18 protein-coding genes and 1 riboswitch are annotated in these 18627 nt (G+C 56.8%); of the genes, 9 read left to right on the top strand and 9 right to left on the bottom strand.

Features of this window, described 5'->3' with window-relative positions; all coding sequences use genetic code 11:
• Positions 1-28 precede the first annotated feature (28 nt).
• The 4 genes from fadD to ACTJI7_RS12270 all read right to left on the bottom strand — a co-directional run bounded on the left by fadD (position 29) and on the right by ACTJI7_RS12270 (position 5209).
• Positions 29-1714, bottom strand: coding sequence for a long-chain-fatty-acid--CoA ligase FadD (fadD, locus tag ACTJI7_RS12285; protein ID WP_440670304.1), 1686 nt, complete (start codon positions 1712-1714; stop codon positions 29-31).
• 203 nt (positions 1715-1917) lie between these two features.
• Positions 1918-2499 carry a Slp family lipoprotein gene (locus ACTJI7_RS12280; RefSeq protein ID WP_193051405.1) on the bottom strand — a complete coding sequence of 194 codons (582 nt, stop codon included), beginning with the start codon at positions 2497-2499 and terminating at the stop codon, positions 1918-1920.
• Between the two features lie 37 nt (positions 2500-2536).
• Positions 2537-3232, bottom strand: coding sequence for a tRNA (adenosine(37)-N6)-threonylcarbamoyltransferase complex dimerization subunit type 1 TsaB (gene tsaB / locus ACTJI7_RS12275; protein WP_440670307.1), 696 nt, complete (start codon positions 3230-3232; stop codon positions 2537-2539).
• Positions 3233-3298: 66 nt separating this feature from the next.
• The gene (locus tag ACTJI7_RS12270; RefSeq protein ID WP_045630788.1) at positions 3299-5209 is read right to left on the bottom strand and encodes an ATP-dependent DNA helicase; all 1911 of its coding nucleotides are present in this window, start codon (positions 5207-5209) and stop codon (positions 3299-3301) included.
• 133 nt (positions 5210-5342) lie between these two features.
• Between ACTJI7_RS12270 and ACTJI7_RS12265 the strand changes: the two genes are divergently transcribed.
• Positions 5343-5687 (top strand): RidA family protein, encoded by a 345-nt coding sequence (locus tag ACTJI7_RS12265; protein WP_028013528.1) that lies wholly within the window; start codon positions 5343-5345, stop codon positions 5685-5687.
• A 6-nt stretch (positions 5688-5693) separates the two neighbouring features.
• On the opposite strand, the gene ACTJI7_RS12260 is transcribed toward ACTJI7_RS12265, so the two are convergent.
• Positions 5694-5876 carry a YoaH family protein gene (locus ACTJI7_RS12260; protein ID WP_008500497.1) on the bottom strand — a complete coding sequence of 61 codons (183 nt, stop codon included), beginning with the start codon at positions 5874-5876 and terminating at the stop codon, positions 5694-5696.
• Positions 5877-5937: 61 nt separating this feature from the next.
• Between ACTJI7_RS12260 and pabB the strand changes: the two genes are divergently transcribed.
• The 3 genes from pabB to sdaA all read left to right on the top strand — a co-directional run bounded on the left by pabB (position 5938) and on the right by sdaA (position 9396).
• Positions 5938-7266, top strand: coding sequence for an aminodeoxychorismate synthase component 1 (gene pabB / locus ACTJI7_RS12255; protein ID WP_440670309.1), 1329 nt, complete (start codon positions 5938-5940; stop codon positions 7264-7266).
• Between the two features lie 2 nt (positions 7267-7268).
• The gene (locus ACTJI7_RS12250; RefSeq protein ID WP_028013530.1) at positions 7269-7847 is read left to right on the top strand and encodes a CoA pyrophosphatase; all 579 of its coding nucleotides are present in this window, start codon (positions 7269-7271) and stop codon (positions 7845-7847) included.
• A gap of 184 nt (positions 7848-8031) precedes the next feature.
• Positions 8032-9396 carry an L-serine ammonia-lyase gene (gene sdaA / locus ACTJI7_RS12245; protein ID WP_028013531.1) on the top strand — a complete coding sequence of 455 codons (1365 nt, stop codon included), beginning with the start codon at positions 8032-8034 and terminating at the stop codon, positions 9394-9396.
• A gap of 240 nt (positions 9397-9636) precedes the next feature.
• Here the strand turns inward: sdaA and yoaE are convergent, their stop codons facing one another.
• Both yoaE and ACTJI7_RS12235 read right to left on the bottom strand, forming a co-directional pair.
• Positions 9637-11196, bottom strand: a complete 1560-nt coding sequence (gene yoaE, locus ACTJI7_RS12240) for a CNNM family cation transport protein YoaE (RefSeq protein WP_028013532.1) — start codon at positions 11194-11196, stop codon at positions 9637-9639.
• On the bottom strand, positions 11184-11342 hold the full coding sequence (locus ACTJI7_RS12235; RefSeq protein ID WP_409012658.1) for a protein YoaL: 159 nt from the start codon (positions 11340-11342) through the stop codon (positions 11184-11186). Before ACTJI7_RS12235 ends, yoaE begins: the two co-directional genes overlap by 13 nt.
• 316 nt (positions 11343-11658) lie before the next feature.
• Between ACTJI7_RS12235 and manX the strand changes: the two genes are divergently transcribed.
• The 5 genes from manX (at position 11659) to mntP (ending at position 15818) form a co-directional block, all read left to right on the top strand.
• Positions 11659-12627 carry a PTS mannose transporter subunit IIAB gene (manX, locus tag ACTJI7_RS12230; RefSeq protein WP_440670312.1) on the top strand — a complete coding sequence of 323 codons (969 nt, stop codon included), beginning with the start codon at positions 11659-11661 and terminating at the stop codon, positions 12625-12627.
• Positions 12628-12674: 47 nt separating this feature from the next.
• Positions 12675-13475, top strand: a complete 801-nt coding sequence (manY, locus tag ACTJI7_RS12225) for a PTS mannose transporter subunit IIC (protein WP_003859914.1) — start codon at positions 12675-12677, stop codon at positions 13473-13475.
• A gap of 12 nt (positions 13476-13487) precedes the next feature.
• A complete protein-coding gene (locus tag ACTJI7_RS12220) occupies positions 13488-14339 on the top strand; it encodes a PTS mannose transporter subunit IID (RefSeq protein WP_440670314.1) in 852 nt (283 codons plus the stop codon).
• 54 nt (positions 14340-14393) lie between these two features.
• Positions 14394-14852 carry a DUF986 family protein gene (locus ACTJI7_RS12215; RefSeq protein WP_047367801.1) on the top strand — a complete coding sequence of 153 codons (459 nt, stop codon included), beginning with the start codon at positions 14394-14396 and terminating at the stop codon, positions 14850-14852.
• A 198-nt stretch (positions 14853-15050) separates the two neighbouring features.
• Positions 15051-15250, top strand: a riboswitch (yybP-ykoY riboswitch).
• 1 nt (position 15251) lies between these two features.
• Positions 15252-15818 (top strand): manganese efflux pump MntP, encoded by a 567-nt coding sequence (gene mntP / locus ACTJI7_RS12210; RefSeq protein ID WP_041911997.1) that lies wholly within the window; start codon positions 15252-15254, stop codon positions 15816-15818.
• Here the strand turns inward: mntP and rlmA are convergent.
• Positions 15815-16630 carry a 23S rRNA (guanine(745)-N(1))-methyltransferase gene (gene rlmA, locus ACTJI7_RS12205; RefSeq protein WP_126345749.1) on the bottom strand — a complete coding sequence of 272 codons (816 nt, stop codon included), beginning with the start codon at positions 16628-16630 and terminating at the stop codon, positions 15815-15817. The two genes, mntP and rlmA, sit on opposite strands and share 4 nt — an antisense overlap.
• A gap of 67 nt (positions 16631-16697) precedes the next feature.
• Positions 16698-18416 (bottom strand): peptidoglycan glycosyltransferase FtsI, encoded by a 1719-nt coding sequence (gene ftsI, locus ACTJI7_RS12200; protein ID WP_028013537.1) that lies wholly within the window; start codon positions 18414-18416, stop codon positions 16698-16700.
• Positions 18417-18627: the final 211 nt, after the last annotated feature.

The following is an 18627-nucleotide window of genomic DNA, read 5'->3' as shown; positions in this document are numbered from 1 at the left end:
ACCGGCGTCTGGGCGATTAACGTGAAGCTCAGGCCTTATTGTCTACTTTGGCACGGGCTTCGTCACGTAATTCTCGTCGTAATATCTTCCCGACGTTGGATTTCGGCAGCTCATCGCGGAATTCCACCAGCTTCGGCACCTTATAGCCCGTCAGCTGACGGCGACAAAACGTTATCAGCGCTTCCTCGGTAAGAGAAGGATCTTTCTTGACCACAAATATCTTCACCGCTTCACCGCTGCTGCCGGAAGGAACGCCCACCGCCGCCACTTCCAGCACGCCGCTGTGCTGCATCACCACGTCTTCGATTTCGTTCGGATAGACGTTGAAGCCGGAGACCAGGATCATATCTTTTTTGCGATCGACGATGCGCAGGAAGCCTTCGTCATCCATCACCGCAATATCGCCGGTGTGAAGCCAGCCGTCTTTAATGATTTCGTCGGTCGCATCAGGACGCTGCCAGTAACCCAGCATCACCTGCGGCCCTCTGACGCACAGCTCGCCCGGCTCGCCGTGAGGCACTTCGTTACCCTCATCATCCACCAGCTTTGCTTCCGTCGACGGGACCGGCAGGCCGATACTGCCGCTGTGGTAGTCGATATCGTGCGGGTTGACGCTCACCAGCGGGGCACACTCCGTCAGGCCGTAGCCTTCCAGCAGATATTGCCCGGTTAGCTTCACCCAGCGCTCGGCCACCGCCTGCTGAACCGGCATGCCGCCGCCCGCGGAGAGATGCAGCGTGGAGAAATCAAGCTGCTGGAACTCTTTGTTGTTGAGCAGCGCGTTAAACAGGGTGTTCACCCCGGTCATGGCGGTAAACGGGTATTTTGCCAGCTCTTTCACCAAACCCGGGATATCGCGCGGGTTGGTGATCAATACGTTTTGCCCGCCCAGCTCGATAAACAGCAGGCAGTTCATGGTCAGCGCGAAGATGTGATACAGCGGCAGCGCGGTGATTACCAGCTCTTTACCCGGATGCAGCAGCGGCCCGTAGGTGGCATTGACCTGCTCAAGGTTCGCCAGCATGTTGCGGTGGGTCAGCATCGCCCCTTTGGCCACGCCGGTGGTGCCGCCTGTGTATTGCAGGAAGGCCAGGTCTTCGGAGACGACTTCAGGCTTGACGTACTGCATGCGATAGCCCGCATGCAGCGCGCGGCGGAAAGAGATAGCATCCGGCAGATGGTATTTTGGTACCAGACGTTTGACGTATTTAACGACAAAGTTGACCAGCGTCCCTTTGGCAGTGGAAAGCTGATCGCCCATGCGCGTCAGGATGACGTGCTTCACCTGGGTTTTGTCGACCACTTTTTCCAGGGTATGGGCAAAGTTAGAAACAATGACAATCGCCACCGCCCCGCTGTCGTTCAGCTGATGTTCCAGCTCGCGCGGCGTGTAAAGCGGGTTAACGTTGACCACAATCATCCCGGCACGCAGGATGCCAAACAGCGCCACCGGGTATTGCAGCAGGTTCGGCATCATCAGCGCGACGCGATCCCCTTTTTGCAGCCCAAGTCCTTCCTGCAGATAAGCCGCAAACGCCCGGCTACGCTCCTCAAGCTTACGGAACGTCATCACCTCGCCCATATTCACAAACGCGGGCTGGTCTGCATAACGTCTTACCGAGTGCTCAAATAATTCCACCAGGGATTGATAACGGTCAGGATTGATCTCCGCAGGCACATCTGCGGGATAACGGTTAAGCCAAACCTTTTGCAATGCATCACCTCTGAAATGAGTGTTCGTCGTCATCACAGCCCCGATAATAAACAGTTTGTTAACATTATATTAACTCAGCGCACCAGTTTATTAATTGTTCAGATTGCAGGTTGCGAAGCGCGTCACTCTTTTTTTTCGTTTTATCCGTAAAAAAACAGAGACAGCGGCTGAGCCGCTGTCTCTTTCTTAACAATAACAGTAAGTTACTCAGTTACGATCGTTTGCACCTGTGCAGGGCCCGGGTTATACCAGCCCCATCCCGGATAACCGTAACGATAAGGATGTGGACCCCACATCCACGGGTCGATTGGCTGAGGCGGCATCACCACCTGCTGGGCGATACGCCAGCGCTTATAGCCGTTCACCTGCATGGTCATAAATTTGTACGGCGTGTTGCCGATTTTGCCCTGCACCGAACCGGTAATCGGCCCGACAACGGTTACCAGCTGTCCGCGAAAATCGACCGGGTCGAGGAAACCACTAACGTCGGCATAGATACGCCCGCGAGAGGCTTCACCGAGTACGGGACGCGCGCCGCTGTCGAGCGGTACCGTGGCAATTTCCAGACGGGTTTTCCCCTGCTGGTTCTGCACGTCGATCACTTTCCCACCGAAGCGGGCTTCCTGGCCGACGTAAAGCTCGGGCGCATTCATTACCCGAACCAGATCCTGCTGTGGCGTCGGGCTGCTGCCCTTGATCGCATCAGGTACGGTTACGCAACCGCTCAGTGCTATGGCAACCGCGCCTGCCATAAAAAGGCGTACTACTTTAGTCTTAACCGCCATGATGCGACTCCTTTTTCTCAGTTCCTGTTACTGAGATTCATTCGCGGCCCGGAAGTTTCTTCCACGCGACGGTGTTTCGCAAATAAACCGGCTCCGCATGCTCAACGGCAACGGTTTTTCCTGCTTCAAGCAGTTGACGGGCAATCGGGAGCATATCTTCTGCCGCAGGCAGGAGCATGTTGCCGTCCACCAGCGTCACGCCGGTGCAGCTCGCCATCTCTGGCCACGCCGGCCAGCCCGTGCCGACCGTCGCCCACTCGCCGGACAGCTGCTTCAGGCGCTCAGTAACGGCTTCAGGCTTAAGCACTGCTTCCGTCTCTTCGCCGTGCCAGACGCCGTTTTCATCGCGGGTATATTCCGCCCAGTAAACTTCACCCATGCGAGCGTCAATAGCGGCGAGCACGCGGGTCGCGCCCGTCATGCGCCAGGCACCCTCCGCCATCGTCGCGAGCGTAGAGACGCCGATCATCGGCAGGTCAGCGCCCAGCGCCAGCCCCTGCGCGATGCCAATCCCAATGCGCACGCCCGTAAAGCTGCCGGGGCCGCGGCCAAAGGCCAGCGCGTCGAGGTCGGTTAAGGTGGTGTTGCCCTGGGTTAAAATGGCTTTTACCAGGGGCAGAATACGCTGGGTGTGTTCCCGTGGGCACTCTTCGAAATGAGCAGAAACAGCACCGTCGTTTAACAGAGCAACAGAGCAAGCCTCTGTCGCGGTATCAATAGCCAGAATTCGCATCAGTCGTCGCGCTCTCGCAAGGGTCAGTCACAAAATGGCGCGCATCTTAGCACACTCCGGAGCGAATTACTCCGCCGTTGGGTTTGCCAGGAAACGCACCGCGCGTTTAATGTCCCGCGTACGCGGGGCGGGTGGCAGGCTGGCGAGGAAGGTTGCGCCGTAAGGACGCATCACCAGGCGGTTATCGCAGATCACCAGCACGCCGCGGTCGGTGACGTCACGGATCAGGCGTCCTACCCCCTGCTTAAGCGTGATGACCGCGTCCGGTAGTTGGACGTCGTCGAACGGATCGCCGCCGCGCAGGCGGCAGTCTTCCATCCGCGCCTTGAGCAGCGGATCGTCCGGCGACGTGAACGGCAGCTTATCGATGATCACCAGCGAGAGCGTGTCGCCGCGCACGTCCACCCCTTCCCAGAAGCTGCTTGTTGCCACCAGCAGGGCGTTACCGGCGCTGACAAACTGCTGGAGCAGCTGGCCTTTACTGGTTTCACCCTGCAGCAGCACCGGGAGGGTCATGGTGGCGCGAAACTGCTCGGCGAGATCGCGCATCATGGCGTGTGAGGTGCAGAGCATAAAGCAGCGCCCGTTGTTGGCCTCAATCATCGGCTTGAGCATCGCTGCGAGATGCCGCGCCGCCCCCGGCTGGTTCGGCAGCGGGAGATTACGTGGCACGCAGAGCAGCGCCTGCTTTTCGTAATCAAACGGGCTGGGCAGCAGCAGTGATTCCGCCTGCTCAATACCGAGGCGCTCGGTGAAGTGGTGCAGATCGTCATTTACAGACAGGGTTGCGGAAGTGAAGATCCAGCTTCCCGGCTTCTGCGCCATCACCTCTTTGAATTTATCGGCCACCGTCAGCGGCGTGAGCGCCAGGGTAAAGTGGCGTGAGGTGCATTCATACCAGTAGCTGTACCCCGGCTGGTTGATCTCTTTTAGCCGTTTTAGCCGCCCGCGATAGAGCGTGGCGCGTTCGAAGGCGGCGTCAAGCAGCGCGGAACGTCCGAGGGACAGCTTCGCCACGTCGTAGCAGAGCTCAAGTGCATCATCGAGCAGCAGCAGCGCGCGCTGGATATTTTTGTCCGCCAGCAGTTCGCGCAGATTGCCGCGATAGCCCGGCTCGCCAAGCTGTAAGCGGAAATCCTGCGCGCTTTGCGCCAGACGGTCGGCGCACTTCTGCAACTGCTGGGTATCTTTGAGTTCGGTCCGGTAAGCAATGGTAAAATCTTTCGCCAGATCCTGTAGCTGGCGGCTGGAGAGCGACTGGCCGAAATACTGGCTGGCGATATCCGGCAACTGATGGGCTTCATCGAAGATCATCACGTCCGCCTCCGGGATCAGCTCGCCGAAACCGCTGTCCTTAACCACCATGTCCGCGAGGAACAGGTGGTGGTTCACCACCACCACGTCTGCGTCCATCGCGGTTTTGCGCGCTTTCACCACAAAACAGTCTTTATACAGCGGGCAGTCGCTGCCGAGGCAGTTGTCGTTGGTGCTGGTCACCAGCGGCCAGGCCGGGGAGTCTTCCGGCACGCTCGCGCAGGTGCTGATATCGCCCTCTTCAGTCTGGTTCGCCCAGGCGCGCAGGATAATGACGTCGCTCAGGGTTTGTACCGGCAGATCGCCGCCCGCCAGCGCCTGCTGTTCAAGACGTTCCAGGCAGAGATAGTTGGAGCGCCCCTTCAGCAGGGCCAGACGGCCTTTATATTTCAGCGCCTTTGCCACCGTGGGCAAGTCGCGGCTGTAGAGCTGATCCTGCAGCGCTTTCGATCCGGTGGAAATTATCACCTTCTTTTTCGCCCGCAGCGCCGGCGCAAGGTAAGCATAGGTCTTACCCGTGCCGGTTCCGGCTTCAACCACCAGCGGCTGGGCCTTATCAATGGCGCGGGCAACGGCGTGCGCCATCTGTCGCTGAGGCTCACGGGGCTTGAAGCCGGGGATCGCCTGCGCTAATTGACCTTCAGGGGAAAAATCGTCTGCCACGTTGCTCTCTCACTGTATTTTTGCACAGGGATTATGTCAGCCCATCTTCTCCTGTGCCACCCCAAATAGTGACGACGGCAGAACAATATGGCAGTCTTGCCGCCTGACGACGAAAAATAACGAGGAAACGTTTATGACAATTGTGCGCATTGATGCCGAAGCCCGCTGGTCTGATGTGGTGATCCATAACCAGACGCTGTATTACACCGGTGTACCGTCAAATCTGGACGCGGATGCGTTCGAACAGACGGCGAATACCCTGGCGCAGATTGATGCCGTGCTGGAAAAACAGGGCAGCGATAAATCCCGCATTCTGGATGCGACCATTTTCCTGGCAAATAAAGACGATTTCGCGGCGATGAATAAAGCCTGGGATGCGTGGGTGGTGGCGGGTCACGCGCCTGTACGCTGCACCGTACAGGCCACGCTGATGAAACCGGAATACAAGGTTGAGATCAAGATTATCGCGGCGGTTTAAGCCCGATTACTCTTCATCTTCATCCTCAAAACGCGCCACGATCCGCTCGCCGGTATGGGTGGCGCGCAGCTCCTCCGCCACCTGGGAAATCGCCTGTCCGCTGCTCATCCCCTGGGACATCAGTTCCTGAATTCGCTCAACCGCTTTCTGCTGCTGTTCATGGCTCAGAGAAGGTAAACCTGCAAACATCGTCAACTCCTGCTAAATTATTCGCGCTAATTATTTCACGCTGCCCGGTAGTATGCCATACATGAACATGCGCTTCCCCACTGTTGTTACCTTACCCTGGCGCGCTGACGCCGCTGAGTTCTGGTTTGCCCGTCTGAGCCATCTTCCCTTTGCCATGCTGCTGCACTCCGGCCATGCGGATCACCCGTACAGCCGCTTCGATATTCTGGTGGCCGATCCGCTGAAGACGCTGACGACCGACGATCTGTCGACGACGGACGATCCGCTGATGCAGCTTCAGCAGGAAATCAACGCGCTGGGCTTATCCGCTATCCCTAACCTGGACCTGCCCTTCCAGGGCGGCGCGCTGGGCCTGTTTGGCTACGATTTGGGTCGCCGCTTCGAAATGCTGCCCGAGCATGCGCAGGCGGATATTGCCCTGCCGGACATGGCCGTGGGGCTGTATGACTGGGCGTTGATTGTGGACCACCAGAAAAAAAGGGTCTCCCTGCTGAGCCATGATGACGTGCAGGCGCGTCTGGCCTGGCTTGAGGCACAACAGCCTGCTCCAGCTGAAGCGTTCACCCTGACCTCCGGCTGGCGCTCGAACATGACCGCGCCGGAATACGCGGAAAAATTCTCCCGCGTGCAGGCCTATCTGCAAAGCGGCGACTGCTATCAGGTTAACCTTGCCCAGCGTTTCCAGGCAGCATACCAGGGGGACGAGTGGCAGGCGTTTACCCGTCTCAATGCCAGCAACAGGGCTCCGTTCAGCGCGTTTGTACGTCTGGAACAGGGGGCCATCCTCAGCCTGTCGCCGGAGCGTTTTATCCATCTGGCGGAAGGGACGATTCAGACCCGCCCGATTAAAGGCACGCTGCCGCGCCTTGCCGATCCGGACGCCGATCGCCAGCAGGCGGAGAAACTCGCCGGGTCACCGAAGGATCGCGCCGAAAACCTGATGATTGTCGACCTGATGCGTAACGATATTGGCCGGGTCGCCGAACCAGGCAGCGTGCGCGTGCCGGAGCTGTTCGTCGTCGAACCTTTCCCGGCAGTGCATCATCTGGTCAGCACCATCACCGCGCGTCTGCCCGCCTCTCGCACCGCCTGCGATCTGCTCCGGGCCGCGTTCCCGGGCGGCTCCATCACCGGTGCGCCAAAAATTCGCGCCATGGAAATCATCGACGAACTGGAACCGCACCGCCGCAACGCCTGGTGCGGCAGCATCGGCTATATCAGCCTGTGCGGCACCATGGATACCAGCATTACCATTCGCACGCTGACGGCCTGCGACGGCAATCTGTACTGTTCTGCGGGCGGCGGCATTGTGGCGGACAGCCAGGTCGAGGCGGAATATCAGGAAACCTTTGATAAGGTGAACCGCATCCTGAAGCAACTGGAGAACTAACGGTGGAGAAAGAGAACCTGACGCTGGATGATTTTCTGTCGCGCTTTCAGCTGCTACGGCCGCAGGTCAACCGCGCCACGCTGAATCAGCGTCAGGCGGCGGTGCTGATCCCGGTGGTGCGCCGGGAACAGCCGGGCCTGCTGCTTACGCAGCGTTCGCCGCATATGCGCAAACACGCCGGTCAGGTGGCCTTCCCGGGAGGCGCGGTGGACAGCACCGATGCGTCGCTGATTGCCGCCGCGCTGCGGGAAGCGCAGGAGGAGGTGGCGATCCCGCCTGACGCGGTGGAAGTCATCGGCGTGCTGCCGCCCGTCGACAGCGTGACCGGCTTTCAGGTCACGCCGGTCGTCGGCATTATCCCCCCCAATCTTCAGTATCACGCCAGCGTCGACGAAGTCTCTGCGGTGTTTGAGATGCCGCTTGAAGAGGCGCTCCGGCTAAGCCGCTATCATCCGCTGGATATCCATCGCCGGGGGCATGACCATCGGGTCTGGTTGTCCTGGTATCAGCATTATTTTGTCTGGGGCATGACGGCGGGCATCATTCGTGAACTGGCGCTACAAATCGGCCTGAAGCCTTGACTATACTTTACATTCCAGCCTTTTTTGCAGGTTTGCGATCCGCGTCGCGCTATTAGCAAAACCCATCGTTAACCATTAGTTTAATTCATGTGAATAGTTAAGCCGAGGTTGGTGTTCCCTCTTACACTATGCGCAGTTATAACATCGTTACTGGAACCCCGGTAACCCTGTCAGGAGTGTGAAAGTGATTAGTATATTCGACATGTTCAAAGTGGGGATTGGTCCTTCTTCTTCCCACACTGTAGGGCCGATGAAGGCCGGTAAACAGTTCGTCGATGATCTGGTCGAAAAAGGATTACTGGAAAGCGTTACCCGTGTCGCCGTAGACGTTTACGGTTCACTGTCATTAACGGGTAAAGGCCACCACACCGATATCGCCATTATTATGGGTCTGGCGGGCAATATGCCGGACACTGTTGATATTGATGCCATCCCGGCATTCATCCGCGACGTGGAAGCGCGCGGTCGCCTGCTGCTGGCTAACGGTCAGCACGAAGTGGATTTCCCGCAGGATGACGGCATGCGTTTTCGCAGCGACAACCTGCCGCTGCATGAAAACGGCATGACTATCCACGCCTGGAGCGGCGAAAAAGAGATCTACAGCAAAACCTACTACTCCATCGGCGGTGGCTTCATCGTTGACGAAGAGCATTTCGGTAAAGAGAGCGCGGGCGACGTGAACGTGCCCTATCCGTTCAAATCGGCCACCGAGATGCTGGGCTACTGCAAAGAGACCGGTTTGTCGCTGTCCGGCATGGTGATGCAGAACGAGCTGGCGCTGCACAGCAAAAAAGAGATCGAAGACTATTTTGCCAACGTGTGGCAAACCATGCGCGCCTGTATCGATCGCGGGATGAACACCGAAGGCGTACTGCCAGGGCCACTGCGCGTGCCGCGTCGCGCCTCTGCCCTGCGCCGTATGCTGGTGACCACGGACAAATTCTCTAACGACCCGATGAACGTAGTTGACTGGGTGAACATGTTTGCTCTGGCGGTGAACGAAGAGAACGCCGCAGGGGGGCGCGTCGTGACTGCGCCAACCAACGGTGCGTGCGGGATCGTTCCGGCGGTGCTGGCCTACTACGATCACTTTATCGAGCCTGTGACGCCGGATATTTATATCCGTTATTTCCTCGCGGCAGGTGCTATCGGCGCGCTGTACAAGATGAACGCGTCCATTTCAGGCGCTGAAGTGGGCTGTCAGGGTGAAGTAGGCGTGGCCTGCTCCATGGCGGCGGCCGGTCTGGCCGAGCTGCTGGGCGCAAGCCCTGAACAGGTTTGCGTGGCGGCGGAAATTGGCATGGAGCATAACCTCGGTCTGACCTGTGATCCGGTCGCAGGCCAGGTGCAGGTACCGTGCATTGAGCGTAACGCGATTGCCTCCGTCAAAGCGATTAACGCCTCGCGCATGGCGATGCGCCGTACCAGCGAACCACGCGTGTCGCTGGATAAGGTTATCGAAACCATGTACGAAACCGGCAAAGACATGAACGCGAAGTACCGTGAAACGTCGCGCGGCGGTCTGGCCATTAAGGTGCAGTGCGACTAATCCTCTCTTTCGCCCATCCGCAACGGATGGGCGAATTTCTCCCTTCATTCTCGTCTCCATCTTCTTTCCCCACTACACTTTTACGGTCGCGGCAGCTCGCGCTGGGCCTGGCATCAGGCAGCGGCTAAATAGCGAACGGGTTGAGAGAGAAGCAGGCGCGGTAGTAACGCCACAATGGCTGGCGGGAAAATCTTCCCCGCCAGAAGATCGTAACGGGCACATCGTACCCGTTACGCAGACTTATTCGTCTTCGTCGTGTGCAGACTGTTCTTTAACAATGCGGACCAGATCAACGCGGTAGTCGTTAGCTTCAACGATAGTGATGTGCAATGGAGGAAGCTCGATCACATCCCCGACGCGCGGGATCTGACCGTTTACGGCGATAACCAGCCCCGCCACGGTTGCGATGTCTTCTTCATCGTTAACCACGTTTTCCAGCCCCAGCGTATGCGAGAGCGCGTGCAGGTCGGTCGCACCTTTGACCAGCCAGCCTTCGCCGTCGGCCACAATCTCAGGCGTTTCGTCTTCATCCGGGAATTCACCGGCAATCGCTTCAAGCACGTCCAGCGGCGTCACCAGCCCCTGTACCACACCAAACTCGTTGGTGACGATAACAAAGCTACCGCGCGCGCGACGCAATACGCCCAGCAGGTTGATCGGATCCAGCGTTTCCGGTACGACAATCGCCGGCGACGAAGCTGCAATGGCCTCCACGTTGACGCCCTCTTCCAGCGCCACCAGCATCTCTTTCGCCCGAACCACGCCGATGATTTCATCCAGTTCACCGCGACACACCGGGAACAGGCTGTGCGGAGATGAGAGCAATTGCTGACGAATTTCATCAACGCTCAGGTTCGCATCGACCCAGCTAATTTCCCCGCGCGGCGTCATGATGCCGCGCAGCGAGCGGGAAGCCAGGGAGAGCACGCCGTTAATCATGTAGCGTTCTTCTTCCACAAACGCCCCTTCCGGAACCGGCACCGGGTTACGGTTTTCAGGGTCAGACTGGACGTTCACCTGACGGCGTCCGCCCATCAGGCGCAGAATGGCGTCCGCCGTACGGGCGCGCAGCGGCTGATTTGACTGCTGCTTAATAAAGTTACGGCGCGCAATCTGGTTGAACAGTTCGATCAGGATCGAGAAGCCAATCGCGGCGTACAGGTAGCCTTTCGGAATATGGAAGCCGAAACCTTCCGCCACCAGGCTCAAACCAATCATCAGCAGGAAGCTCAGACAGAGCACGACCACCGTCGGATGCTGGTTGACGAAGCGCGTCAGTGGTTTCGAGGCCAGCAGCATCACCGCCATCGCAATCACGACAGCCGCCATCATCACCGGCAGGTGGTTCACCATACCGACCGCGGTAATCACCGCATCCAGCGAGAAGACTGCATCCAGCACCACAATTTGCAGCACCACGACCCAGAAACTGGCGTAACCCTTACCGTGACCATCATCATGCTGCCGGTTTTCCAGCCGTTCATGCAGCTCTGTTGTCGCTTTGAACAGCAGGAATATCCCCCCGATTAGCATGATCAAATCACGGCCGGAGAAGGTGTAATCCATGACGGAGAATAGCGGTTTGGTCAGCGTGACCATCCACGAGATAACGGAGAGCAGCCCCAGTCGCATGACCAGCGCCAGCGAGAGTCCAATCAGACGCGCTTTATCACGCTGTTTTGGCGGCAGCTTGTCCGCAAGGATGGCGATAAACACCAGGTTATCAATACCGAGAACGATCTCCAGTACGACCAGCGTGAGCAGTCCCACCCAGATTGACGGGTCCATTAAGAATTCCATGACAAGCTCCTGCTAAAGGAATGACAAAACGGTGCCCCACTCAACGTGGGCAAATAAAAGGCAGACAGAGTTGATACGTGGCGTGGTTCGCCGGTGAAAAAGGCGCGGAATGGCCTGGTAGATGACTGACGTCGGTGACGGTCCATATAGTGGGCTGTAGCCCTATACTCCTGAACAAGTAAACGGAGGCTAAACATATCAGAGAGACTGTGTTTTTAGCAAAGATTTACGTTCCTTTGCAAAGTTCTGTAACACAGCGGCTGTACGCTACAGATAATTCTGTAACGCGTGGCTAAATTACGGATCTTCATCACATAAATTATTTTTTCACTATCTAAAATAATTCGCGGAAGTCTTAGTTTTTTGAACTCTAACCCTTATCTGAATCGATTCGGTTCGCCAATACGATTCTCAGTACGTCTGCCCGGCAGGCGTATTAATGATAATAAAAGGAGGTAGCAAGTGACCATTGCTATTGTCATAGGCACACATGGTTGGGCTGCTGAGCAGCTACTCAAAACGGCAGAGATGCTGTTGGGCGAGCAGGAAAACGTCGGCTGGATCGATTTCGTTCCCGGTGAAAATGCCGAGACGCTGATTGAGAAGTACAACGCTCAACTCGCGAAGCTGGATACCAGCAAAGGCGTGCTGTTTCTCGTCGATACATGGGGCGGCAGTCCGTTTAATGCTGCCAGCCGCATTGTCGTCGATAAAGAGCATTATGAAGTCGTCGCCGGGGTAAACATTCCCATGCTGGTGGAAACCTTTATGGCGCGCGACGACAACCCAGGCTTCGATGAGCTGGTCGCGCTGGCCGTTGAAACCGGCCGCGAAGGGGTGAAAGCCCTGAAGGCTCAGCCGGTTGAAAAAACCGCCCCTGCCCCGGCTGCGGCGGCACCGAAAGCAGCAGCACCGGCAAAACCGATGGGACCGAACGATTACATGGTTATCGGCCTGGCGCGTATTGATGACCGTCTGATTCACGGACAGGTTGCGACTCGCTGGACCAAAGAGACCAACGTACAGCGTATCATCGTGGTCAGTGACGAAGTGGCCGCCGACACTGTCCGTAAAACCCTTCTGACTCAGGTTGCACCACCGGGCGTTACCGCGCACGTGGTGGATGTCGCCAAGATGATCCGCGTTTACAACAACCCGAAATATGCGGGTGAACGCGTGATGCTCCTGTTTACTAACCCGACAGACGTCGAGCGCATTGTTGAAGGCGGCGTGAAAATCACCTCCGTGAACATCGGCGGTATGGCTTTCCGTCAGGGCAAAACGCAGGTCAACAACGCGATTTCAGTTGATGCGAAAGATATCGAGGCGTTCAACAAGCTGAATGCCCGCGGTATTGAGCTGGAAGCCCGTAAGGTTTCCACTGACCAGAAACTGAAAATGATGGATTTGATCGGTAAAGTTGGGAAATAAGCCCGCGCCGGTTTTTCACATAAAGCTTATGTTATAGGAGAAGTACAATGGAGATTACCACTCTTCAGATTGTGCTGGTGTTCATCGTCGCGTGTATTGCGGGTATGGAATCCGTACTTGATGAATTTCAGTTCCACCGCCCTCTGGTGGCCTGTACGCTGATCGGTGCCGTTCTGGGTGATATGAAAACCGGTATCATCATCGGTGGTACGCTGGAAATGATTGCCCTGGGCTGGATGAACATCGGTGCCGCCGTTGCGCCTGATGCCGCACTGGCCTCTATCATCTCAACCGTTCTGGTTATTGCCGGTCATCAGAGTATTGGTGCAGGTATTGCCCTTGCCATTCCTCTGGCCGCAGCAGGCCAGGTGCTGACCATCATCGTTCGTACCATCACCGTGGCCTTCCAGCACGCGGCGGATAAGGCGGCCGAGAACGGCAACCTCACGGCACTCTCCTGGATCCACGTGTCGTCCCTGTTCCTGCAGGCGATGCGTATCGCAATCCCGGCGGTTATCGTTGCGATCTCTGTCGGCACCAGTGAAGTTCAGGGCATGCTGAACGCGATTCCTGAAGTGGTCACCAGCGGTCTGAACATCGCGGGCGGTATGATCGTCGTGGTAGGTTACGCGATGGTCATCAACATGATGCGCGCGGGCTACCTGATGCCGTTCTTTTACCTCGGCTTCGTCACCGCAGCATTCACCAACTTCAACCTGGTTGCGCTGGGCGTAATTGGTGCCGTGATGGCGATTCTCTACATCCAGCTCAGCCCGAAATACAACCGTGTTGCGGGTGCCCCAGCGCAGGCTGCTGGTAACAACGATCTCGATAACGAACTGGACTAACAGGTGAGCGAAATGGTTGATATGACAAAAATTACCACCGAGAAAAAACTCACTCCGGGTGATATTCGTGGCGTGTTCATCCGTTCTAACCTGTTTCAGGGTTCATGGAACTTCGAACGTATGCAGGCGCTGGGCTTCTGCTTCTCAATGGTGCCGGCGATAAAACGCCTCTACCCTGAGAACAACGAAGCACGCCGTCAGGCGATTAAGCGTCACCTGGAATTCTTCAACACCCATCCTTACGTCGCGGCTCCGGTTCTGGGCGTGACGCTGGCGATGGAAGAGCAGCGTGCGAACGGCGCGGAGATTGACGATGGTGCCATCAACGGTATCAAAGTCGGTCTGATGGGTCCGCTGGCTGGCGTGGGCGACCCTATCTTCTGGGGTACTGTTCGTCCGGTCTTCGCGGCGTTGGGTGCCGGGATCGCGATGAGCGGCAGCCTGCTCGGTCCTCTGCTGTTCTTTATCCTGTTCAACGCGGTACGTCTGCTGACCCGTTACTACGGCGTGGCCTACGGCTACCGTAAGGGCGTGGACATCGTTAAGGATATGGGCGGCGGCTTCCTGCAGAAACTGACCGAGGGGGCGTCTATTCTCGGCCTGTTTGTGATGGGAGCGCTGGTTAACAAGTGGACGCACGTGAACATCCCGCTGGTGGTTTCGACCATCACCGGTCAGGATGGTCAAACCCGCGTCACCACCGTGCAGACCATCCTCGACCAGCTGATGCCTGGCCTGGTGCCGCTGCTGTTGACCTTCGCCTGTATGTGGCTGCTGCGTAAGAAAGTGAACCCGCTGTGGATCATCGTTGGCTTCTTCGTCATCGGTATCGCGGGCTACGCTGTCGGCCTGCTGGGCCTGTAAAACATTGCGTTTTCGACCGGGGGCTTGCCCCCGGTCTTTTTATCTGGAGGATGAATGACTGTTACGGACATCGTACTGGTGTTGTTTATTGTTGCCCTTCTGGCTTACGCGATCTATGACGAGTTCATTATGCCTCGCCGTAACGGCGAGACGCTGCTGACCCTTCCCCTCTTACGCCGTGGACGCATTGATGCATTTATCTTCGCCGGCCTGGTGGTCATTCTGATTTACAATAACGTGACCAGCCACGGTGCAATATTAACCACATGGTTATTATGTGCGCTGGCATTAATGGCGATTTACCTGTTCTGGATCCGCTCGCCGAAACTCATTTTTAAAAAACAGGGATTCTTCTTCGCCAACGTATGGATAGAATATAACCGCATTAAAGAGATGAATTTATCCGAAGACGGCGTGTTAGTGATGCAATTAGAACAGCGCCGCCTGCTCATTCGGGTCAAAAATATTGATGACCTTGAGAAAATCTACACATTACTCGTTAAAACTCAATAAGTTAATATTATAACCTCGGCTATATATTGTAATATTCTTTCGCAAAGAATATAGCCGTTGCTATATCTTCTCTCCTCTTAGACTTATATTTATTAACGATATTTTCACGCATAAACCTAAATGAAAATCGTTATCAAAGACGCAGGTAAATTAAGCCTTGCTCGTTGTTGTTTTATATTCTCAAAATATGTTAAGGTTGCGCCCGTCGTTGGGGAGTAGCCGATTTCCTGCACGCAGGAAATGTACGCGTCAACATACTCGTTGAAAAACGTGGCGCGTACGGATCGCTTTCAGCACGCTTACCGTGCAAAAGAGATCAGGCGAGACCATAGATACATCAACTGCTGTTTACTGGGGGCAGTGATGTGTCATATGGATATCCCCGGTCTGGACGCTCTTATGAACATCTCCGCTACGATCCTTCTCGCTTTTGGCATGTCCATGGATGCATTTGCCGCCTCCATCGGCAAAGGCGCCACGCTCCACAAACCTAAATTCACAGAAGCTCTGCGCACCGGTCTGATCTTTGGTGCCATCGAAACGCTGACGCCGCTCATCGGCTGGGGTTTGGGCATGCTCGCCAGCCAGTTCGTGCTGGAGTGGAACCACTGGATTGCGTTCGTCCTGCTGGTGTTTCTCGGAGGCCGAATGATGATTGAAGGTTTTCGCGGGAATGATGATGAAGATGAAGCACCGCTGCACCGCCACGGTTTCTGGCTGCTGGTCACCACGGCAATTGCCACCAGCCTGGACGCCATGGCCGTCGGGGTGGGTCTGGCATTCCTGCAGGTCAATATTATCGCCACCGCGCTGGCCATTGGCTGTGCAACGCTGATTATGTCCACGCTGGGCATGATGGTCGGGCGGTTTATCGGCCCGCTGCTGGGTAAACGCGCCGAGATCTTAGGCGGTATCGTGCTGATCGGCATTGGTGCCCAGATCCTCTGGGCACACTTCGCGCCTTAAGCGTCGCGCTGCCAGACGTGGATACTGAAATCTGTCTGGCAGCCAAACGTCGTCCGAGCCGCTAACGCATCCCATACTTCCGGCTTTGCCCGCCACGCGAATGGCGTCATCTGCAGCAGGGCTACCGCTTCTTCCCCGTTCAAATTCATTTCATACGCCACTGAATGCTCCTGCTTCAGCGTAAAGCCTTTCAGCTGTTCAGAGTGTGGGGCATGCAGACGCACCTCGTCGTAAATGAGTCCCTTCAGCTCCATCAGGTGACGCGGGCCCGGCGTGACGGTTATCACCCAGCCTCCGGGCTTCACCACGCGCGCCAGCTCATCTGCTTTACACGGCGCGTAGATGCGGATAACGGCATCCATACTGGCATTATCAAACGGCAGCCGGTGGCTGGATGCCACGCAAAACGTCACGCCAGCGTAACGTTTAGCCGCCGCGCGGATCGCCACTTTCGACACGTCGAGACCGAATGTCACGGCCCCCTTCTCCCGCACCACATCCGCAAACCGTGCGGTGTAGTACCCTTCCCCGCAGCCGATATCAAGCATGGCGGACGCCGAATCAGGCAGTAAGTCACCCAGCATCTGCGCCACCGTCTCCCGCAGCGGCAGATAGTGCCCGGCATCGAGAAACGCCCTGCGCGCCTGCATCATCTCTGCGCTATCGCCCGGATCGCGGGAGCGCTTGTGCTGCACCGGAAGAAGATTCACATATCCTTCTTTCGCCATATCAAACTGATGTCCCTGCGGACAGGCATAACTTTTATCTGAGCGCGTCAGTGACGCGTGGCAAAGGGGACAGCTGAAGGACATGGAAACTCCGGGAGATAAACCAAAGGGCGAAGTGTACCGCTATTCGCCCTGCTATAAAATGGCTGGATTACCGCATGACGATAAGGTGGTCTGAACCGGCCGGCAGGCCATCGGGTTTGATATTCTCCAGGCGCAGCACGTTGCCCATGATTTCGCTGAAGACCGGCGCGGAAACCGCCCCGCCATAGTAGGCCCCGTTTTGTGGATCGTTAATCACCACCACCAGGGCGAAACGCGGGTCGCTGGCAGGCGCAACGCCTGCGGTATAGGCGACGTATTTATCGACATATTTGCCGCTATCATCAATTTTCTTCGCCGTCCCGGTCTTAACCGCCACGCGATAATCGCGAACGGCGGCCTTAACGCCCCCGCCGCCGGGCAGCGCGACGCTTTCCATCATGTGCTCCACTTCATGCGCGATCTCCTCCGGCATGACGCGGTGGCCGATAACCGGGGGATCGATGCGGGTGATGGAGAGTGGACGCTCAAGCCCGAAGCCGCCAATCGTCGCGTAGACGTGGGCAAGCTGGAGCGGTGTGACCATCAGGCCGTAGCCAAAGGCAAAAGTCGCGCGGTCCAGCTGACTCCAGTATTTACGCTGTGGCAACAGCCCGGCGCTTTCGCCCGTTAACCCCAGCCCCGTGTTGGTGCCAAACCCAAAGTTTCGATAGGTATCAATAAGATGCTGGACAGGCATCGCCAGCGAGAGCCGGGATACGCCGGTGTCGCTCGATTTTTGCAGGATCCCGGTCATGGTCAGCTCAGGATAATAACCCACGTCGCGGATACGATGCCCGTCAAGGGTATACGGGTGGGTATCAATGACACTGTCCGGCTGGACCAGCCCCTGCTGCAGAGCCGTCATCAACACCAGCGGCTTAACGGTCGAACCGGGCTCGAACGTATCGCTGATTGCCCGGTTGCGAAAATCGTTTATCGTCGCGCCTTCCCGATTATTGGGATTGAAATCCGGATAGCTCGCCATGGCGAGTATTTCCCCGGTGGGGATATTAATGAGCACCGATGCCCCTGACTCGGCCTTATTCCAGGCGACGGCATTGTCCAGCGCGTCTTCGGTAATGGTTTGCAGCCGCTCGTCAATACTCAACTGGATGTTATGTGCCGGCGTGGGCGCCACTTCCGTCAGGTTTTCAACCACGCGCCCGTAGCGATCCTCCCGGACCTGTCGGACACCCGCTTTACCGGTCAGCTGAGTGTTGAAGCTTTTCTCCACCCCTTCAATGCCCTGCCCGTCAATATTGGTGAAGCCAATCAGGTTCGCCGCCACGTGGCCTGCCGGGTAAAAGCGGCGGGATTCATCGCGCAAATTAATGCCGGGTAAATTGAGCTTATCAATCCACTTCGCCTGAGCAGGATCGACCTGACGCGCCAGGTAGATGAAGCGTCCCTGGGGGTTGGCGTTAATCCGTGATGAAAGGGTGCTCAACGAGAGGTGCAGCGCGCTCGCCAGCGCCTGCCAGCGTTCATCAAACCCAACGCCCCCTTTTGCCAGCACCGTTTTTGGATCGGCCCATACGGCCCGGACGGGCACGCTGACCGCCAGCGGTCGGCCTTCACGATCCATAATCATCCCACGCGGCGCATCAATCGCCAGCTGACGGAGGGATCGCATATCTTCTTGCTTCACCAGATTGTCAGGTTTGATGATTTGTAGCCAGGCAACGCGGCCAAGTAAAAAGGCCAGACTGCAGAAAATAGCGAAACAGAGCAGCGCGAAACGCGCCGGCGTGAAATTGCCAGCGGTTAATATCAATTTTTTCTTCACCTGAACCCCAGGGCTGTTAAACAACGCTCTGATTTAACGAGAAAAGATGCGCTTAGGGAGGCGAAACTGTGATACTAACCTCGCAGCTTTGCAACAAGGTGCTAACAAGACCGTAGATAGTAATATTTTGAAAGATAGGGAATAAAAAAGCCCCGCATGATGCGAGGCTTTATGTCTGAGAGTGAAGCGCTATGCGCCCCAGTCAGCAGCG

Origin of the sequence: Enterobacter sp. 22499, from assembly GCF_052044815.1 — a bacterium.
Taxonomy (GTDB): domain Bacteria; phylum Pseudomonadota; class Gammaproteobacteria; order Enterobacterales; family Enterobacteriaceae; genus Enterobacter; species Enterobacter bugandensis.
This window is presented reverse-complemented; position numbering and strand designations above follow the sequence as displayed.